Annotated in this window: 16 protein-coding genes; 3 read left to right on the top strand and 13 right to left on the bottom strand. The window is 67.5% G+C overall.

Translation table 11 applies throughout. The annotated features are described in order from the left end of the window. Positions 1–8 precede the first annotated feature (8 nt). Positions 9–434, top strand: a complete 426-nt coding sequence (locus KQ305_RS10435; protein ID WP_259725335.1) for a PAM68 family protein — start codon at positions 9–11, stop codon at positions 432–434. On the opposite strand, the gene KQ305_RS10440 is transcribed toward KQ305_RS10435, so the two are convergent. The 13 genes from KQ305_RS10440 to KQ305_RS10500 all read right to left on the bottom strand — a co-directional run bounded on the left by KQ305_RS10440 (position 414) and on the right by KQ305_RS10500 (position 15,486). Continuing rightward, a complete protein-coding gene (locus KQ305_RS10440) occupies positions 414–3,932 on the bottom strand; it encodes a DNA polymerase III subunit alpha (RefSeq protein ID WP_259725395.1) in 3,519 nt (1,172 codons plus the stop codon). The two genes, KQ305_RS10435 and KQ305_RS10440, sit on opposite strands and share 21 nt — an antisense overlap. Positions 3,933–4,365: 433 nt before the next feature. Then, positions 4,366–6,135, bottom strand: coding sequence for an oleate hydratase (locus KQ305_RS10445; RefSeq protein WP_259725336.1), 1,770 nt, complete (start codon positions 6,133–6,135; stop codon positions 4,366–4,368). Positions 6,136–6,786: 651 nt separating this feature from the next. Continuing rightward, positions 6,787–7,245, bottom strand: a complete 459-nt coding sequence (locus tag KQ305_RS10450; RefSeq protein ID WP_259725337.1) for a hypothetical protein — start codon at positions 7,243–7,245, stop codon at positions 6,787–6,789. 164 nt (positions 7,246–7,409) lie between these two features. Further along, on the bottom strand, positions 7,410–7,820 hold the full coding sequence (locus KQ305_RS10455) for a hypothetical protein (protein ID WP_259725338.1): 411 nt from the start codon (positions 7,818–7,820) through the stop codon (positions 7,410–7,412). A 41-nt stretch (positions 7,821–7,861) separates the two neighbouring features. Continuing rightward, positions 7,862–8,260, bottom strand: a complete 399-nt coding sequence (locus KQ305_RS10460; RefSeq protein WP_259725339.1) for a nuclear transport factor 2 family protein — start codon at positions 8,258–8,260, stop codon at positions 7,862–7,864. Between the two features lie 75 nt (positions 8,261–8,335). After that, positions 8,336–9,808, bottom strand: a complete 1,473-nt coding sequence (gene gatA, locus KQ305_RS10465; protein WP_259725340.1) for an Asp-tRNA(Asn)/Glu-tRNA(Gln) amidotransferase subunit GatA — start codon at positions 9,806–9,808, stop codon at positions 8,336–8,338. Between the two features lie 30 nt (positions 9,809–9,838). Next, on the bottom strand, positions 9,839–10,090 hold the full coding sequence (locus tag KQ305_RS10470) for a DUF1816 domain-containing protein (protein WP_259725341.1): 252 nt from the start codon (positions 10,088–10,090) through the stop codon (positions 9,839–9,841). Between the two features lie 57 nt (positions 10,091–10,147). Then, positions 10,148–11,830, bottom strand: coding sequence for a 23S rRNA (guanosine(2251)-2'-O)-methyltransferase RlmB (gene rlmB, locus KQ305_RS10475; protein WP_259725342.1), 1,683 nt, complete (start codon positions 11,828–11,830; stop codon positions 10,148–10,150). After that, positions 11,827–12,234 carry a Mini-ribonuclease 3 gene (locus tag KQ305_RS10480; protein WP_259725343.1) on the bottom strand — a complete coding sequence of 136 codons (408 nt, stop codon included), beginning with the start codon at positions 12,232–12,234 and terminating at the stop codon, positions 11,827–11,829. Before KQ305_RS10480 ends, rlmB begins: the two co-directional genes overlap by 4 nt. Before the next feature lie 16 nt (positions 12,235–12,250). Next, entirely contained in the window at positions 12,251–12,634 is a 384-nt protein-coding gene (locus KQ305_RS10485; RefSeq protein WP_259725344.1) for an STAS domain-containing protein, read from the bottom strand. Positions 12,635–12,702: 68 nt separating this feature from the next. Beyond that, positions 12,703–13,902 carry a glutamine-hydrolyzing carbamoyl-phosphate synthase small subunit gene (gene carA, locus KQ305_RS10490; protein ID WP_259725345.1) on the bottom strand — a complete coding sequence of 400 codons (1,200 nt, stop codon included), beginning with the start codon at positions 13,900–13,902 and terminating at the stop codon, positions 12,703–12,705. Then, positions 13,899–14,939, bottom strand: coding sequence for an anthranilate phosphoribosyltransferase (gene trpD / locus KQ305_RS10495; protein WP_259725346.1), 1,041 nt, complete (start codon positions 14,937–14,939; stop codon positions 13,899–13,901). The genes carA and trpD overlap by 4 nt, the downstream gene beginning before the upstream one ends. 223 nt (positions 14,940–15,162) lie before the next feature. After that, complete coding sequence (locus KQ305_RS10500; RefSeq protein WP_259725347.1) at positions 15,163–15,486, bottom strand: DUF3288 family protein; 324 nt, start codon at positions 15,484–15,486, stop codon at positions 15,163–15,165. 55 nt (positions 15,487–15,541) lie between these two features. Between KQ305_RS10500 and KQ305_RS10505 the strand changes: the two genes are divergently transcribed. Beyond that, positions 15,542–17,290, top strand: a complete 1,749-nt coding sequence (locus KQ305_RS10505; protein ID WP_259725396.1) for an ABC transporter ATP-binding protein — start codon at positions 15,542–15,544, stop codon at positions 17,288–17,290. Between the two features lie 131 nt (positions 17,291–17,421). Continuing rightward, positions 17,422–17,700, top strand: a complete 279-nt coding sequence (locus KQ305_RS10510; RefSeq protein WP_259725397.1) for a hypothetical protein — start codon at positions 17,422–17,424, stop codon at positions 17,698–17,700. Positions 17,701–17,726 lie beyond the last annotated feature (26 nt).

Raw genomic sequence — 17,726 nt, forward strand, 5'->3', positions numbered from 1 at the left:
CTCATTCCATGGCCCGTCGGCCGAAGCCGAAATCGTTCGCGGCGCCCGCTGCCGGCGGCCCCCCAGCCAAGGCTCCACGGCAGCAGGTGATCCCTGAGGCGGTGGCCAACCGCATGGTGCGGCGCATCGCCATTGCCACGGGAACCCCCACGGTCCTGGGGATGGGTGTGTTCGTGGCCAGCTACCTGCTGGTCACCCGTGGGCTGCTCGACATACCACCCGGCCTGACGCTGGTGGGCTCAGGCGCCTTCTTTTTGCTGGGTCTGCTGGGCCTCAGCTATGGGGTGCTCTCGGCCAGCTGGGAGGACGCCCCCGGCAGCCTGCTGGGGGTGGAGCAGATCGGCGTCAACATCAGCCGGGTGCGAGCCTCGGTGCGGGCCATGCGCCAGGGCGCCTCGGGCCCCGACTCCGGCTCAGGCAGCCCCCAAGGGTGAACGCAACCAGGCCGTGAAATCGGCCGAGGCGAGGGTCTGGACGGCCGCCGGCGCATCGGCGACGCAGAACTGCCCGCCCAGGCGCACGAACCGTGTTTCGTCCTGATGCTTCACCAGGGCCACCACCGGCACCCGCACGCCAGCCTCCTCCTGGCCAGGGCGGTGGCGGGTCAGGCATTCGCGCAGCCGATGCTGCACGGCGATGTCCCCAGCCTGCTCGGGCGCCAGCTCCACCATCACCAGCTGCAGGTCCTCGATGCTGCGGCAGTCGTCAACGAGCAGCTGCACCCGGTCGTCGCGGCGGTCGACAGCGGCCCACAGCAACAGGCGGGCATCCACCATCAGGTGGTCGGCTAGGCGGGCGTAGCTCTTGGGAAACACCACCGCTTCGCAGGCACCGGTGAGGTCCTCCAGCTGCAGCACGGCCATGCGGTCCCCCTTGCGGGTGGTCACCTGGCGGATCTCGCTCACCATCACCACCACGCTCACCTTGGCCTTGTCGGCCATCTCCTCGAGATTGGCCAGGCCGATCGGGGTGAGCAGCCGCACCTGGGAGGCCAGTTGGCGCAGGGGGTGGTCGGAGATGTAGAAGCCCAGTAACTCCTTCTCCAGCTTCAGCTTCTCAGTGGGGGGGTAATCAGCCACCGCAGCGGCCCGTGGTGGTGCAGGCGCCGCGCCCTCCGTGGCCCCCGCCGAACCGCTGCCGAACAGGTCGAACAGGTTGCCCTGGCCGCTGGCCCGGTCACGGGCGCGGGAACTGGCCCAATCGAGCACGAGGTCGAGATCGGCCATCAACTGGGCCCGGTTGGCCTTGGACTCGAGGCCATCGAGGGCACCGCAGTGGATCAGGGACTCGATCGCCCGGCGGTTGAGCTGCTGCCCAGGGATCCGGTCACAGAGATCGGCGAGATGCAGGAAGGGACCGCCGCTGGATCGCGCCTCGATCAGCTGTCGGATGGCACCGTCGCCAAGGTTGCGGATCGCCGAGAGTCCGAAGAGGATCTTCTTGCCCACGGGCGTGAAGTCGATGCCGGAGGCATTCACGTCTGGTGGCATCACCTCGATGGCCATCGCCTGGCAGTTGGCGATGTAGCGCTGCACCTTGTCCGTGGTGCCGGCATTCACCGTGAGCAGGGCCGCCATGTAGGCCACCGGATGGTGGGCCTTGAGGTAGGCGGTCTGGTAGGTGACGGCGCCGTAGGCGGTGGAGTGGCTCTTGTTGAAGCAGTACTCGGCGAACAGCACCATCTGATCGAACAGCGCCTCAGCAATGGCGGCGTCCACACCCCGTTCGCTGGCCCCGCCCACGAACTGGTGGCGGTGCTTCTGCATCTCCGACACCTTCTTCTTGCCCATGGCCCGCCGCAACAGATCGGCCTCACCGAGGGAATAGCCCGCCAGATCCTGGGCGATCCGCATGATCTGCTCCTGGTAGACCATGATCCCGTAGGTCTCCTTGAGGATCGGCTCCAGCTTGGCGTGGGCCACATCAATCGCTTCGCGGCCGTGCTTGCGGTTGATGAACTTGGGGATCAGGCCCGCATCCAGGGGGCCCGGCCGGTAGAGCGCCAGGATCGAGGAGATGTCCTCCAGGGAGGAGGGTTTGAGATCACGGACGATCTGGCGCATGCCGCTGGATTCCAGCTGGAAGATGCCCTCCAGATCGCCCCGGGCCAGCAGGGCGTAGGTGCCCGGATCGTTGGCCGGCAGGGCGTCGGGATCGAGCCGTTCCCCTTCGGCCTGGGCCACCAGTTCAATCGTCTTCTCGATCATGGTGAGGTTCTTGAGGCCCAGGAAGTCCATCTTCAGAAGGCCCATCGCCTCGACGTCCTCCATGAAGTACTGGGTGATCACCTGGCCGTCGTTATTGCGCTGGAGGGGCACCAGTTCATCGAGGGGTTCGGCGGCGATCACCACCCCGGCGGCATGGACACCGAAGGTTTTGTTGGTGCCTTCGATGCGGCGGGCCAGGTCGACCCAGTGGCGCACCTTGGGATCGTTCTCGTACTTCTCGCGGAATTCCGGCACCGGCGATTCGGCGCCGATCATCTCGGCCAGCTTCGCCGGTTTGCCCCGGGCCACGGGAATCAGCTTGGCCAGCCGGTCGGCCTCGCCGTAGGGGATGTCGAGCACCCGGGCGACGTCCTTGAGCACCGCCTTGGAGGTCATGCGGTTAAAGGTGATGATCTGGGCGACCTTGTCCTCGCCATAGCGGCGGGTGACGTACTCGATCACCTCGCCGCGGCGCTCGATGCAGAAGTCGGTGTCGATGTCAGGCATCGACTTGCGTTCCGGGTTAAGGAAGCGCTCGAAGAGCAGGCCGTGCTCCACCGGATCGATGTTGGTGATCCCCAGGGCATAGGCCACCAGCGAGCCGGCGGCCGACCCACGCCCCGGGCCCACCGGAATGCCCTGGTCCCGGGCGTAGCGGATGTAATCCCAGACCACCAGGAAGTAGGTGGGGAAGCCCATCTGCTCCATCACCTGCAGCTCAAAGGCCAGCCGCTCGCCGTAGCCGGGATCGATGGGGGCATCGCCTGCCAGGGACAGGCGACGGCGCAGTCCCTGGTGGCTCACCTCACTGAGGTAGCTCACCGGGGTGTGGCCCTCGGGGATCGGGAAGCGGGGCATCTGTTGGCGCCCCAGGATGTCGTAGTCCTCCACCTTCTCAGCCACCGTGGCGGTGGTGGCGATGGCAGCGGCGATCACCTCAGGTGCCAGATGGTCGGCGAAGAGCTGGGCCATCTCCGCCTCGCTCTTGATGTATTCGGTGCCCGTATAGCGCAAGCGCTTCTCATCACTGATCAGCTTGCCGGTGAGCACGCACAGCAGGGCGTCGTGGGCCTCCACGTCATTGCTGGTCAGGTAGTGGGCGTCGTTGGTGGCGACCAGGGGAATGGCCAGCTCGGCGCTGATCCGCGCCATCTCGACGTTGACGATGCGGTCCTCGAGGCCGCCATGGTCCTGGATTTCCAGGTAGAAGTCATCGGCGAACACCTCCCGGTACCAGGCGGCCACCTCCCGGGCCACGTCCGGGCGTCCCCGCAGGATCGCCTGGGGGATCTCGCCACCCAGGCAGGCGGTGGCCACCATCAGGCCTTCGCTGTATTGCTGCAGCAGGGATTTATCGATACAGGCCCGCGCGAAGATGCCCCGGCCGCGCATGCCGCGCAGGTGGCTGATGCTGGTGAGCTTGACCAGGTTGCGGTAGCCAACGGCGTTGCGGGCCAGCACCACCAGGTGGTAGCGGCGCTCCTTCTTCGGCTGGGGGTCCTCGATCGAGCCGTTGATGACGTACATCTCGTTGCCGATGATCGGCTTGATGCCCGCCTTGGTGCAGAGCTTCAGCAGCTCGATGGCGCCGTACATGACGCCGTGGTCGGTGAGGGCCAGGGCCGGCATGCCCAGCTCCACGGCTCGCTCCACCATGGCCGGCAGCTGGGAAGCCCCGTCCAGCAGGCTGTAGTCACTGTGGTTGTGGAGCGGAACGAAGGCCACGGCGTCGGAGGGCAGCGCCACCACAGGATGGGTTCAGCCTACCGGGGGACCACCAGATCTGGTGTGAAGGGGTCTGGGACGGGCCTGGAGGCCGGCCAGCGTGCCTGCCAGGGGCCGCGATGAAACGCTCGACAGCGCTGCGCCACCACTGGCCAGGTGCGCTCCCTGAGTGAAACGATCCGGCAGGATTGGCGCACCAAGCCGCTCCACGCCGGGTGGTCGCAGGGCCTGCTGCAGGCGCGCTACCAGCGGGGCTCTCGACAATGTCGTGGACGAGGAGGCCAACGACACCATCAGCAACGCTGCGGAGGTGCGCCAACGACTGCTGAAGCTCAACCCCCACAGCTCCGCCGCATTGTTGGTACCCGGCTGGCGGTGAACGGCTGCTCCGGCATCAGCGCCAGAGTGTGCCGGTGACCGGATCCAGGCAGGGTCAGTCGTCCGCGACGATCTGGAATTCCCGCAGCAGTACGCCGATCTGGGTTTTGTCGAGTTCCTTCATCAGCAGGTTGCGCACGAAGGCGGGCCCCGGGATGTTGATCTCCTTGCCGTCGCGGAGACGACCGGATGCGGCCAGAAGCATGCGGATGTCGTAGGTGGAGTTGAAGACCTCCGGCACACCGCGCTCGACGTTGAGCAGGGTGTACACAGCCTCCATGGGCGTGCGGACGGAATACTCCGTGGTGAAGATGCAGTCGCGCTGTCTGGACTCGGCGAACTGGCCGATGAAGGCGAAGTTGACCGCGCCTTCGGGGACCACATCCGGCCGATCACCGGCCTGGCGCGGCATGAAGAACGCCGTCACGTACGGCATCATCACCGGCACGGTGATCGCACCGGTGGCGGCCAGATCGGGGATGGACTCAACCGGCACGCCCAGGTGGTAGAGCCATTCCTGGGTGATCTCCTCCCCGGTGCAGTCCTGCATTGGCTTTTTCACATAGTCACCGGGTTTCTCGACGAACAGCGCGTAGACCCAAACCACGATCTGGTCCCTGGGCTGCTGTTTGAAGTGCGGCTGGCGGTTCACCGTCCAACTGAGCAGCCAGGACGAATCCCTCGCGGTGACGATGCCGCCCGTCACCACCTTGCCACTGAAAGGATCGCGCTTGGCGATCTTCTGGATATACTTCGGAATACGTTCATCGAGCGTGGTGACGGTCGCTGATTCCCATTTGGTCTCGGGGATGTGCGTGCCAAACACGTCCGGCCGGCCGAACGCCGAATCTTTCGCGGCGATGCGCCGCCACAGATCCCAGGCTGGGGCAGGGCCATCATTGAGAGCTGCCGGCGTGTGGTGGTCGCCGTTGACGGAATTCTCGGTGAGCGAGCCGATGGTGATGAAGACCAGGTCATCGGCGCCGAGATCAACGCCGCCATTGTCGCCGTTTCTGAGCCAATGGATGCCGGTGGCCTGTTTGCGACCGGCTGTGATCTTGAAGTCGATATCGGTGACCTTGGTGCTGTACTGAAACACCACACCATGGTCGAGCAGCCAGCTGACCAAGGGGAGCACCAGAGATTCGTACTGGTTGTACTTGGTGAACTTGAGGGTGGAGAAATCTGGCATACCGGCGATCTGGTGAATGAAGCGATGCAGGTACAGCTTCATCTCCAGCGCCGAGTGCCACTCCTCGAAGGCGAACATCGTGCGCCAGTAGAGCCAGAAGTTGCTGTTCAGGAACTCCTCCCCGAACACCTCGTTGATGCGGATGTTCTCCATCTCCTGGCGGGTGGCCAGGAACAGCTTGATGACCTCCTTCTGCGCCCGTTCACTGAGGGTGAACAGGCCGTCAGTATGCGCGTCCTCACCGCGATTGATCGTGGCGCGCTGCAAGGAGAGGTTCGGATCGTCCTTGCTGAGCCAATAGAACTCGTCGAGCACGCTGGCAGCGTCGATCTCCAGCGACGGGATCGAGCGGAACAGGTCCCACAGGCACTCAAAGTGGTCTTCCATCTCGCGCCCACCGCGGATCACGAAACCTTGCTTCGGCTCCCTGATGCCGTCCAGCGCGCCACCTGCCAAGTGCTGCTGCTCCAGGATGGTGATCCTGTGGCCTGGCATCTGGGCGTCGCGGATCAGAAAGGCCGCACCAGCCAGGCCCGCCAGGCCCGAGCCGACGAACCAGGCCGACTTGTTCTCGACGCCCATGGGTTTGCGCGGGCGGGCGAAGGCTTCGTAATTGCCACTGCTGTAGTACACCCTGTTCTCCTTTTGTTTCTTTCAGCATTCATTCGCTGGTTCTGCGAACCAACTGGCCAGGTGACAGTGCCTAGGTGCATCAACAGAGGTCTGACCAAACGTAGGCTTCAAGCTCCTGATGGGCTGTGTGTTCTGCACATCTGCTTCTGCCTGCTGCCTGCCGATCACTGGTCAGAGAACACCTTCACCGCCCGTCATGCTCGAGAAAGATAGGCCCAGTGATCTGCAGGTACCAGAGAATCTTGTTGTTGGAACTCAAAGGCTGAATTGTGATGCAGGCTCCAGCACACCAACGATTGGGATCTTCGCCACCATGACTCAGACCATCGCCGTGATGGCGCTGCGGAAGCTGGCGTGGGCCACGGCGAAGAACGGCGAGCCAATCAGCAGCAGGGCAAGGAACCAGGGTCATCGACCGGGCAAAGGTGTCCAGGACGATGCCCACAGCTTGGTATCGGCACCGAACCAGGTTTTGTTGTGCTCGGGCTTGAACCGCATACGCACCTCCAGCTCCACCGGCGGCAACGGGCTGGGCAGGTATGCCGCAAGCACGTCCGCACCTCGGCGGCGTCAATCACTTGCACACAACCGCTGCCGGTGAGGTCCGACCTGATGCCGGAGATTTGGTGGGCCTTGGAGGCGGTCAGCCAGCTATCCGGCCGCCTGGAGATTGGGGCAGGGAACGGTCCACAGGCTCTTCAGCTTGAGCGCCTGATCGGTGTCGCCCTTGGCGCCCAGCTGGTTCACCGTCAACTGAATCCGTTCACAGTCGACCTGCTTCTCGAGCTTGGCTCGCTGGGTTCGGAGATCCTGAAGGTCCCGCTCCGCCTGCTGGCGCTTGGCCTGCTGCTGGCCATCGGCCGCCAGGAGCCGGTTTGCCCCTGCGTCCATCTCCTTGAGCTGCAGCTGGAGGGCGGCCTCACGCTGGGAAGCGGATTCCATTTCGTTCTTGAGCGCCAATTCGCCCTGCATCCGCTCCATCACATCCCTGTTGGCCTGATCCTGGGCTTGGGCCTGGGCCTGGACCTGGGCTTCGGCCTGAAGCCGTTGCTGATGCTGGTTGTTGAGGATGGCGAAACCAGCCACCACCAACACAACGGCAGAAGCCAAGGCCACCCAGTACCTGTTCTGCCGATTTGAGAGGTTTTCCATACTCTTCTCTACCCAGCCATCAGGGCGACGTAGCCAGACCGGGGCTGCAGAACAGTGGCGAATGTGCTGCGACCCATCCCCTGGGGCCGAAGTCAATGATCACAGACCTTCGCAACTCCAGCCTATGGCGCTGCCCAGCTGCACTGGCCTGCATCAAGGACATCGGAATCATCCACAAACCTGAAGATCCTTCCATCCTTGCGGATGTATTGAAAGTCATCGATCAGTGCCCCTTGGTTGGTATAGACATAGCGTCCTGCCGTTGGAGTGGCTGTCGTTTCAACCCACTGGGTTTCGAACTCCGACGGCCGTCCCCCATACACCCTTCTGAGCTCCGTCACTTTCAACAATTTCAAGGGGATGGGCCCACGACTGCCCTGATAAAGAACATAGGCACTGGAATCGCTGTCAGATTTAAGGCCAAACTGAATCCTGAGAAGAGGGTTCTCTCCAACGGATCTCAGGCAGCGGACATTGTCCTGGTCAGCCGAAACGGGCGGGGCCGCGACGATCAAGAGCAGCAGGAAGGCCATGCATCGCTTCATCGGTGGCTCCATGGCGGTTGGACGATCCATCAGCGGCGTTCGACGGGTTTGGAGACGTGCTGATGGGCGACCTTCCACTGCCCATCACACTTGAGCAGGCAGAACGTGATGCGCACGGTATCGCCAAACGTCTGGCCATCCGGGAGCGTCCCCCCGCACTGGAGCAAGCCAAAGGCATAACCCACATCAACTCCCGCCCGGACAGAGAGATCGTGCAGCGCAAATTGCAGGGCGCCCTGGACCTCCGGCTGCCAGGAGTCCCAACTCGCACGGTACTGCGCCGCTGAGGTGTACTGCAGCGGCGACAACACATCAAACAGCACCAGGTCGTCCTGATGATTGGCGAGAACCTCCTCCTGCCGGCCGTCTCGGGTGGCTTGGACCCACTGCTCCAGCACGTTCCGAATGGCCGCTTCGTCCGCGTGCATGGTCAGAGGCAGCCGTTCATCACCGAAACCCTAAGGTCGATGCCTCCGGCCAATGCAAGAGGACTGTGGTCCTGCTCAGGCCACCAGCGCCGCCGTCGGTCGTTGCGCCATCACCGCCGCCGCCCGTTCGTACTGGTGGGCCACCTGCAGCAGCTTCGACTCCTCGAGCACACCGGTGATCAGCTGCAGGCCGATCGGCAGGCCCTGGGTATCGAAGCCGCAGGGCACGCTGATGGCCGGCAGGCCGGCCAGGTTGGCGGGGATGGTGAGCAGGTCGGCCAGGTACATGGCCAGGGGGTCGCCCGTGTGGGCGCCACTGGGGAAAGCGGTGGTGGGCGAGGTGGGGGTCAGCAGCACGTCGACGCTCTCGAAGGCGCGGTCGAAATCGCGGCGGATCAGGGTGCGCACCTGCTGGGCTTTGCGGTAGTAAGCGTCCACGTAGCCGGCGGAAAGGGCATAGGTGCCGATCAGGATGCGGCGCTGCACCTCCTCGCCGAAGCCGCTGGCCCGGCTGCGGGCGGTCATCGCCGCCAGGCCGTCGCTGCCGGCTTCGGTGGCCGGTGCCCGGAAGCCGTACTTGACGCCGTCGTAGCGGGCCAGGTTGGCGGAGGCCTCCGAGGGGGCAATCACGTAGTACGTGGCGATGCCGTCGTTGAAGCGGGGGCAACTGACGTCCACCAGCTCACAGCCCAGGGCCTCTAGCTGGGCGGCGGCCGCCAGCACCGAGGCCTTCACCTCGGGATCGAGACCCTCCTGGTCGAAGCACTCGCGGATCAGCCCCACCCGCAGACCCTTGATGGGTGTCTCCAGGTCGGCGGAGAAATCGGGCACCGGCGCCTTCAGGCAGGTCGCATCGCGGGGATCTTCCCCGGCGATCACCTGCAGCAGCTCGGCGGCATCGGCCACGCTGCTGCTGAACGGGCCCACCTGGTCGAGGGAGGAGGCGAAGGCCACCAGTCCCCAGCGGCTCACCCGGCCATAGGTGGGCTTGAGACCCACCACACCGCAGAAACTGGCGGGCTGGCGGATCGAGCCACCGGTGTCGGAGCCCAGGGCAGCGATGCACTCACCGGCGGACACGGCGGCCGCGCTGCCACCGGAGCTGCCCCCGGGCACCCGGTCAGGATTCCAGGGGTTGCGGCTGGCGCCGAAAGCCGAGGTCTCGGTGGAGCTGCCCATGGCGAACTCGTCGAGGTTGGTCTTGCCCAGCAGGACGGCGCCGGCCCGCCAGAGCCGCTCCGTCACCGTGGATTCGTAGGGGGGGACGAAATGTTCCAGCATGCGGCTGGAGCAGGTCGTGCGGATCCCCTTGGTGCAGAGGTTGTCCTTGATGGCCAGGGGAATGCCGGCCAGTGGGGGCAGGGACTCACCGGCCGCCCGGGCCGCATCGATGCGGTCGGCATCGGCCCGCGCCCGCTCGCTGGTGACCTCCAGGAAGGCATGCACCGCGGGATCCACCGCCGCGATGCGGGCCAGGTGGCGATCCGTGAGCTCCCGGGCCGACACTTCGCCCCGCTGAAGCTGCTCACGCCATTCGGCGATGCCCATCCAACCGCTAGCCAGCTGCGTTGGACGCTATCAGTCGGCCAGGTCGGGGGTTTCGGTGAACGGCTCGCTGCGGCCGGTGCGCAGGCACTGATGCTCCAGGGAGGCCGGTGACTCCGCCCGCAGATCGTCGAGGAACGCCGGCAGAGCCCGCTCCAGCGTTTGTCGGCGCACAAAGGGGCCGAACCAGTACACCGCGTCGGGAGAGCGGGTTTCCACCCGCGCCCACCAGGCCAGGCCCAGCCCATTGGCGATGCCGCGCGAGGGCCAGAGCAGTGGATTCATGGAGGGGGGATGCAAGGAGGCCATTCTGGGGGGGCGGCTGGCCCACCCCCGGTGGGTTCAAAGGCGGATGTCGCCCTCGAAACCTGTTGCCGACTCGGGCAGATGCGGCAGTGTCTCCAGGGAGTCCCCGTGGGGAGCTTCCGGGGAAGAATCCTGGTCATCCTCGGCGAGCAACTCGTTGGCAACCGGCTCGTCGGACCCGTCCAGCTCGCTTTCCAAGGTCGGTTCCGGCTCGCTCTCCACGGGCGGTTCCGGCTCGCCGTCGCCAGGTGTTTCCTGGTGTTGCCAGGCGACTGGCTCAATCGCAGCGGAGGACTCCTCATCGGGATCGGGTGGCGCCGGCATCGAGGGGCGCACAATCCTGGGGGCGGGAGCGGTGCCCGTCAGGCCCCGCATCCAGCCGCGACGGGCCACTTCGTAGAGCAGCAGCGCCGTGGCCACCGAGGCGTTCAGGCTCGGGGTGGCGCCCCGCAGGGGAATGCGCACCAGTTGGTCGCAGGAACGGCGCGTCAACAGCGACAGGCCATCCCCTTCCGAACCGGTGACCACCACCAGGGGGCCCTCCAGGTCGACCTCCTCCAGGCTGACCGTGCCCTCCTCCGCCAGGCCCACCACCCGGTACCCCTCCTGTTTGAGGGTGTCGAGGGAACGGTTGAGGTTGACCACCCGGGCCACCGGCAGATGCTCCAGGGCGCCGGCGGCGACCTTGGCCACCGAGCCGGTGAGGCCGGCGTTGCGGCGCTGGGGCAGCACCATGCCATGGGCGCCCAGGGCCTCGGCGCTGCGCACGATGGCCCCGAGGTTCTGGGGATCCGTCAGGCCATCCACCGCGATCAGCAGGGGGGCCTCACCGATCGAGCGGCAACCTTCGATCAGGCTGGTCAGGTCGAGGGTCTCGGCGGCGGCGGGCTGCAGCACGATGCCCTGGTGCACGGCGCCACCGGTGAGCTGGCCCAGGCGCGCCCAGGTCACCTCCTCCACCAGCACGCCGGAGGACTTCGCCTCCCGCAGCAGCTGCAGGAAACGCGGGTTGAAACGCATCTCGGGCGTGCACCACACCCGGTGGATCGGCCGACCGCTCTCCAGGGTGGCCTGAGTCGTGTGGCGTCCCCAGATCAGGTCAGTGGGGGCGGCGGCGGCAAAGGCGTCGGCTGTGCCACGGAAGTCGACATCAGAGCCGTCGGACTCCGGCCGCTCAGCTCCGCTGCGTCCCTGGAAGGTCCGCGGGGCGCGGTCCGCGTCCCGGAACAGGGCCGGTCCGCGGCGGGCCGGGCCGGTGCGCGAGGGGATGGGACGGCCGGTGGTCGGCCGTCCGGCCCCACCACGGCTCGGAACGGGGCGGCCGAAGGAGGGTCGGGCGGGGATGAAGCGGTCACCACCGCGACGCTCGCGGGTCGGCCGTCCGGCGCCGCCGCGGGAGTCGTCGGGTCGATCGGCGCCGGGGCGCCCCTCGTAGGGACGGCGGCCGTAGGGGCTGCCGGCCGAGCGGTCGGGGCCACCCGGCCGCTCACCGCCGCGTTCACCGCGTTCTCCGCCGCGTTCCCGATCAAAGGGAGGCTTGTCACGGCCGTAGGCCTCGCCGGGGCGGCGGGGGCGGGCGGAGCCGGAACCGCGGTTGATGGGGCGGCCACCGGCGCCGGAGCCAAGGCGGCGGGGGGTCCGGTCAGCGCCGGAATCAGGGCGACGGTCAGGACGGCGGTCGGGACGGCGGTCGCCGCGGCGGTCAGGGGAGGGACTCATGGGCTGGCGGAGGGGGGACAGGGTTCGGTCTTCTCGAGATGGTCCAGCAGCTCAGCCAGCCGTCTGGGGTCCTGCAGAAAAAGCCATCCCAGCATCGTCTCAAATCCCGTGGCCTGCCCATAGGCCCGAGGGTTGCCACGGCGGGGACCCCGTCCCGCCTGGTTGCGGCCGCGCAGCACGACGCGGCGCTCCACCTCGCTGAGCAGGGGATCCAGACGCTGCAGGGCTTCCGCCTGGGCTTCGGCCTGGACCTCCGCCACCACAGCCAGGTGCAGCTCGGCGGCCCGGGCCGGCTGGCGGCAGTGCCGCAAGCGCTGGTGCAGTTCCCAGACCGCATCCCCCAACCAGGCCAGCTGGGCCGTGGCCAGGGGCGTGCCAGGAGCCTGGGCTGGCACGGAGGCCACCCAGCGGCCAGTCCCCTCAGGCGGGGGCGAGGCTGCCAAGGGCGGACTCCAGATCGGGTTGCAGGTGCAGAAAGGCCTCCAGGCGCACCAGCTTGACGGTCTGGACGACGCGGGCGTTGCCGACCACAAGGAACTGACGGGAGCTCTCGTTGAACAGCTTGGCCAGCTGCACCAGGGCGCCAAGTCCGGAGGAGTCGATGAAATCGATGCGGCTGAGGTCGATGACGACCGGGAGGGCTTCCCCCTTGTGCCGATCGCCGATGAACTCGGTGAACTGCTTGTCGGAATAGGCGTCCAGTTGCCCTGTGAAACTGAACAGCAGGCACTCTTCCCGCCGTTCGCTGCCCCCTCTCAGGGAGACGGTCAGTCGCTGCAGGTCGGTAATGGCCCCAGTCCTCAAGGTGTTGAACGCGCCGAACTGTAGAGACCCCTACCCCGAATGCGGGTACCGCAACGAAACGTGGCGATTCAACGGCGTTCCGCCATCAATGCCGTGAACCGGGCGAAGTGATGGTCGGCATCGTGGGGGCCGGGACTGGCCTCCGGGTGGTATTGGATGCCGAACACCGGCTGATGGCGCAATTCCAGGGCGGCCACCGTGCGGTCATTGAGGTTGTGGTGGGTGATCCGCACCCGCTCGTCCGGAAGGGAGGCCGGATCGAGGGCGAAACCGTGGTTCTGGCTGGTGATCTCCACCGATCCGGGGGAGCCGCAGGGGTGGTTGAGGCCGCGGTGGCCGTAGCCGAGCTTGAAGCTGCGGCCCCCCAGGGCCAGTCCAAGGATCTGGTGGCCGAGGCAGATGCCGAAGACCGGCAGCTGCGGTTGCTGCAGCAGGTCGCGGGCCAGGGCGATCCCTTCGCGCACCGCCGCCGGATCGCCGGGGCCATTGGAGAGGAACACCCCCTCCGGCTCCAGGGCCAGCACCTGCGCCAGGCTGGCATCGGCCGGCAGCACGGTGACCGCGCAGCCGTGGGCCACCAGGCGCTCGAGGATGGCCCGCTTGATGCCGAAATCGATCGCCACCACCCGGTAGGGGCGCTCAGGACGGGGCTGGAGCCTGGTGTCGAAGGGGGCCGCGCAGGGGCTGCTCCAGGTGTAGGGCTCCCTGGTGCTGACCCGGGCCGCCAGGTTGAGGCCATCCATGGCCGGGGTGGCCAGCACCTGTTGCAGCAAGGTGGCCGGGTCGGTGCCGTCGCTGGCGATGGCGCCGTTGATGGCGCCGCCCTGGCGCAGATGGCGCACCAGGGCCCGGGTGTCGACGCCACGGATGCCCACCACCCCCTGGCGGCTCAGCCAGTGGTCGAGGGTCTCCTCGCAGCGCCAGTTGCTGGGCCGGGGGGCGAGCTGGCGGACGATGCAACCGCGGGCATGGGCGTGGTCCGCCTCCAGATCTTCGCCGTTGACGCCGGTGTTGCCGAGCTCCGGATAGGTGAAGGTGATCAGCTGGCCGGCGTAGCTCGGATCGGTGAGCACCTCCTGATAACCGGTCATGCCGGTGTTGAAGACCACCTCGCCGCAGACGCTGCCACGGGCCCCGCAGGCCAGGCCCCGCAGCACGGTGCCATCGGCCAGGACGAGCACGGCCGGAGCGTCGTCTGGAGCGGTGCTGGGCGCAACAGGGGCCTCCTGAGGGGTATCCAGGGTGGCGGCGGCAGGAACCCTGATCATCCTTCAGACCCCGACAGCGCGGCCCGCAGCGCTTCCAGCCTGGCCCAGGCGCTGCCGTCAGCCAGGGCCTGGCGGGCCCGGGCCAGGGCCGCGGCGATGGACGGCTCCAGCCCCGCCGCCTTGAGCACCAGGGCAGCGTTGAGGGCCACCACATCGGTCTGGGCCTGGGTGCCCCGTCCCTGCAGGACCGCCTCCAGGATCAGACGGTTGGCGTCCACATCCCCGCCCCTGAGGGCCTCCAGATCGGCAGGCGCCAGCCCCAGCTCCGCGGGATCGATCCAGTCGCTGCGCACCACGCCGTCCTCCAGGAGACGCAGCTCGCTGGGACCCGAGAGGGTGGCCTCATCCAGGCCGCCATGGCCATGGACGACGATGGCGCGCCGCTGACCGAGGCGACGCAGGGCGTCGGCCATCGGATCGAGCAGGTCGGGCCGGGCCACACCCAGCACCTGGGCCTCGGGCGTGAGGGGATTGACGAGCGGTCCGAGCAGATTGAAGACGGTGCGCACGCCGAGGCTGCGGCGCAGGGGGGCCATGCCGACGAGGGCGGGGTGCCAGCCCGGGGCGAACAGGAAGGTGACGCCGGTGCGCGGCAAGGCCTCCACCACCGTCGCCAGGGGGGCCCCCAGGCGCAGGCCCAGGGCCTCGAGCACGTCGGCCGAGCCAACGCGGCCGCTGGCACTGCGGTTGCCGTGCTTGGCCACATGGGCCCCGCAGGCCGCCGCCGTGAAGGCCACGGCCGTGGAGATGTTGAAGCTGTCGGCGCCGGCGCCGCCGGTGCCGCAGGTGTCGATCAGCTCCAGCGGGGGCCGCTCCCCAGGCAGGGGGCAGGCCTCCCGCAGGACGGCGGCCATGGCCGCCAGCTCCTCGCCGCTGGTGCCCTTGGCCCGCAGGGCCGCCAGCAAAGCCCCGGTCAGCACCGGATCGATGGCACCGGCCAGCCAGCCACGCATCAGGGCCTCGGCCTGTTCGGCCTGAAGGTCCCGGCCACACAGAAGCTGTTCCAGCAGCTGGGGCCAGGCGGGGGAGGCGGGCATCACCGAAAGCTGAACCGTCTGCGGCAACCTAAGGGAATCCTGCCACTGGCCACCTGACACCCCAGGGCCGTTGGCCACGGCCCGGCCAGGCCCGGCCTGGCCAGCAGCTCCCCAAAAAAATAGCCCGGGTGCAGAGCACGTCGGGCCGGGTGATGGGGACGCCTCCACTATCGCCTGAGGAGCGCCATTCTGACCAACGGGCCGAAAACCGGTATCGCCGCGCTCAACCCGCGTCGTCGGAGGCGGTGTCGAACCCGGAACCCACCGCTTCAGCCACCGGAGCGCCGCCCGGCCGAAACCCTGCGGCCCAGATGGTCCGGGTGCGGCCATGGAGCGCCTCGGCGTCCAGTCCCCAGAGCCGCAGAACTTTCTCGAGGTCGTCGCGGATGTCGGCGGCTCCGGGAAAACCCGCGTAGCGCATCTGCAGCCGTGCTGCATCAACCAGGTGTTCCTCCTGGGGGCGCTCCACCGCCAGCAGCCGGTCGACCGTCTCCCGGTCGATGGCATGGAGGGGATGGTTCTGGTCGTCCATGGCCCTGCGGCCCATGGGCCCTGGGGAGCGATGCCTAGGTTAGGGGGCCCCCATGCCCCGTCCTTCCTGCATGAGCGCCCTGCGGCTGGATCTGATCGGGCGCTACCTCCGTCCCCACAGGCGCACGGTCCTGGTGGGGGCTGGAGCCCTGGTGGTGGTCAACCTGCTGGGGGTGGCGATCCCACTCGTGGTGCGGCAGACGATCAACGCGCTCAAGCCCGGCTTCGTGATGGCGGACGTGCTGGGCGTGGCGGGGCTGATCGTCGTGATGGCCACGGTGATGGGCGCCACCCGCCTCTATTCCCGGATGCTGGTGTTCGGGGTGGGCCGGCAGGTGGAGGCGAGCCTGAAGGAGCGCATCTTCGACCACGTGCTCACCCAGGACCCCGGCTGGGTGCAGACCACCGGCAGCGGCGAGGTGATCAGCCGGGCCACCAGTGATGTGGAGAACATCCGGCGGCTGCTGGGCTTCGCCCTGCTCAGTCTCACCAACACGGTGCTGGCCTATGCCCTCACCCTGCCGGCCATGCTGGCGATCGACCCCCTGTTGAGCCTGGCGGCGGTGTCCCTCTACCCCGGCATGCTGATGGTGGTGCGCCTGTTCGGCGGCCGCATGATGAAACAGCAGCGCCGGCAGCAGGAAGTGCTGGCCAACCTCAGCGACCTGGTGCAGGAGGACCTCAGCGGCATCGGCGCGATCAAGATCTACGGCCAGGAGGCCACCGAGGAGAAGGCCTTTGCCGACCTCAACAAGGTGTATCTGGACGCCCAGCTCTCCCTGGCCCGCACCCGCAGCACCTTGTTTCCCCTGCTCGAGGGGATCGCTTCCCTCAGCCTGCTGCTGCTGCTGGCCCTGGGCAGCGGCCAGCTGGAAAGCGGTCGGCTGAGTATCGGCGATCTGGTGGCCCTGATCCTGTTCGTGGAACGGCTGGTGTTCCCGACCGCCCTGCTGGGCTTCACCCTCAACACCTTCCAGACCGGACAGGTGAGCCTCGAGAGGGTGGAAGCCCTGCTCAGCCATCCACCCGCCATCGTCTCGCCCGTCGATCCGCTGCCCCCCGGGCGACCGGCCCTCGGGGCCGTCATGGCCAAGGGACTCACGGTCCGTTATCCGGGGGCGGAGCGGCCGGCCCTCGAGGAGCTCAGCTTCGAGATCCGCCCCGGTGAGCTGGTGGCCGTGGTGGGGCCGGTGGGTTGCGGCAAGACCACCCTGGCCCGGGCCCTGGGCCGGATGGTGGAGGTGCCCTCCGGCCAGCTGTTCCTCGACGGCGTCGACGTGACCCGGCTGCGGCTGAGCGATCTGCGCCGGCAGGTGGCCCTGGTACCCCAGGAGGGCTACCTGTTCACCGCCAGCCTGGCCGACAACCTGCGCTATGGCGACCCTGAGGCCGGCATGGACCGGGTGGAGGAGGCCGCCCGGCAGGCCCGCCTGGAGGGGGACATCAAGGGCTTCCCCGATGGCTACCGCACCCTGGTGGGGGAGCGGGGGATCACCTTGAGCGGTGGGCAGCGCCAGCGCACGGCCCTGGGGAGGGCGCTGCTCGTGGAGGCTCCCCTGCTGGTGCTCGATGACGCCCTGGCCAGCGTCGACAACACCACCGCCGCGGGCATCCTGCGCTCGGTGCGCGAGGAGCAGCAGCGCACCGTGGTGATGATCAGCCACCAGCTCTCGGCCGCGGCGGCCTGCGACCGGATCCTGGTGCTCGAAGCGGGTCACCTTGTCCAGGAGGGCCACCACACCGACCTGCTGCAGCAGGAGGGCACCTACCGCCGGCTCTGGGACCGGGAGGAAGCCGTCCGTCAGCTTCAGGCCGCCTGAGCCGAAGGGACAAGCGCCGCAGGCCTGCAGGACGCGGGTTTCTAACAGTTGTTGAGTTGCACCACCCAGGGGCGTTGGCTGGGTTTATCTGGATGGGCCGTGGTTCCCTCACCGCCTGCCACGCCGTTCCCATGGCCCCCACCCCGTCGCCCTTCAGCCAGCCGCTCAACGTTCGCTGCACCCTGACGTTCGGTGACATCTACGCCCAGGTGCTGATCTGGATGGCCGTCATCTTCGTGAGCCTGGCGGCGGGTCTGGCCCTGATGGGGGCGAGCCGTCCCCTGTTCGCCCTGGTGGGGGTGGGCCTGATCCTGGTGCTGTCGCTGCCCTTTCTGCTGTTCGCCTTCATCACCACCCTGCTGAACCACATCGCCCTGGTGCCGCAACAGGACCAACAGGGCGCTTCCTAGGGTTGGGTTTCTGACGGCATAGCGCC

The organism is Synechococcus sp. CS-1332, assembly GCF_025127995.1.
Taxonomy (GTDB): Bacteria; Cyanobacteriota; Cyanobacteriia; order PCC-6307; family Cyanobiaceae; genus Cyanobium.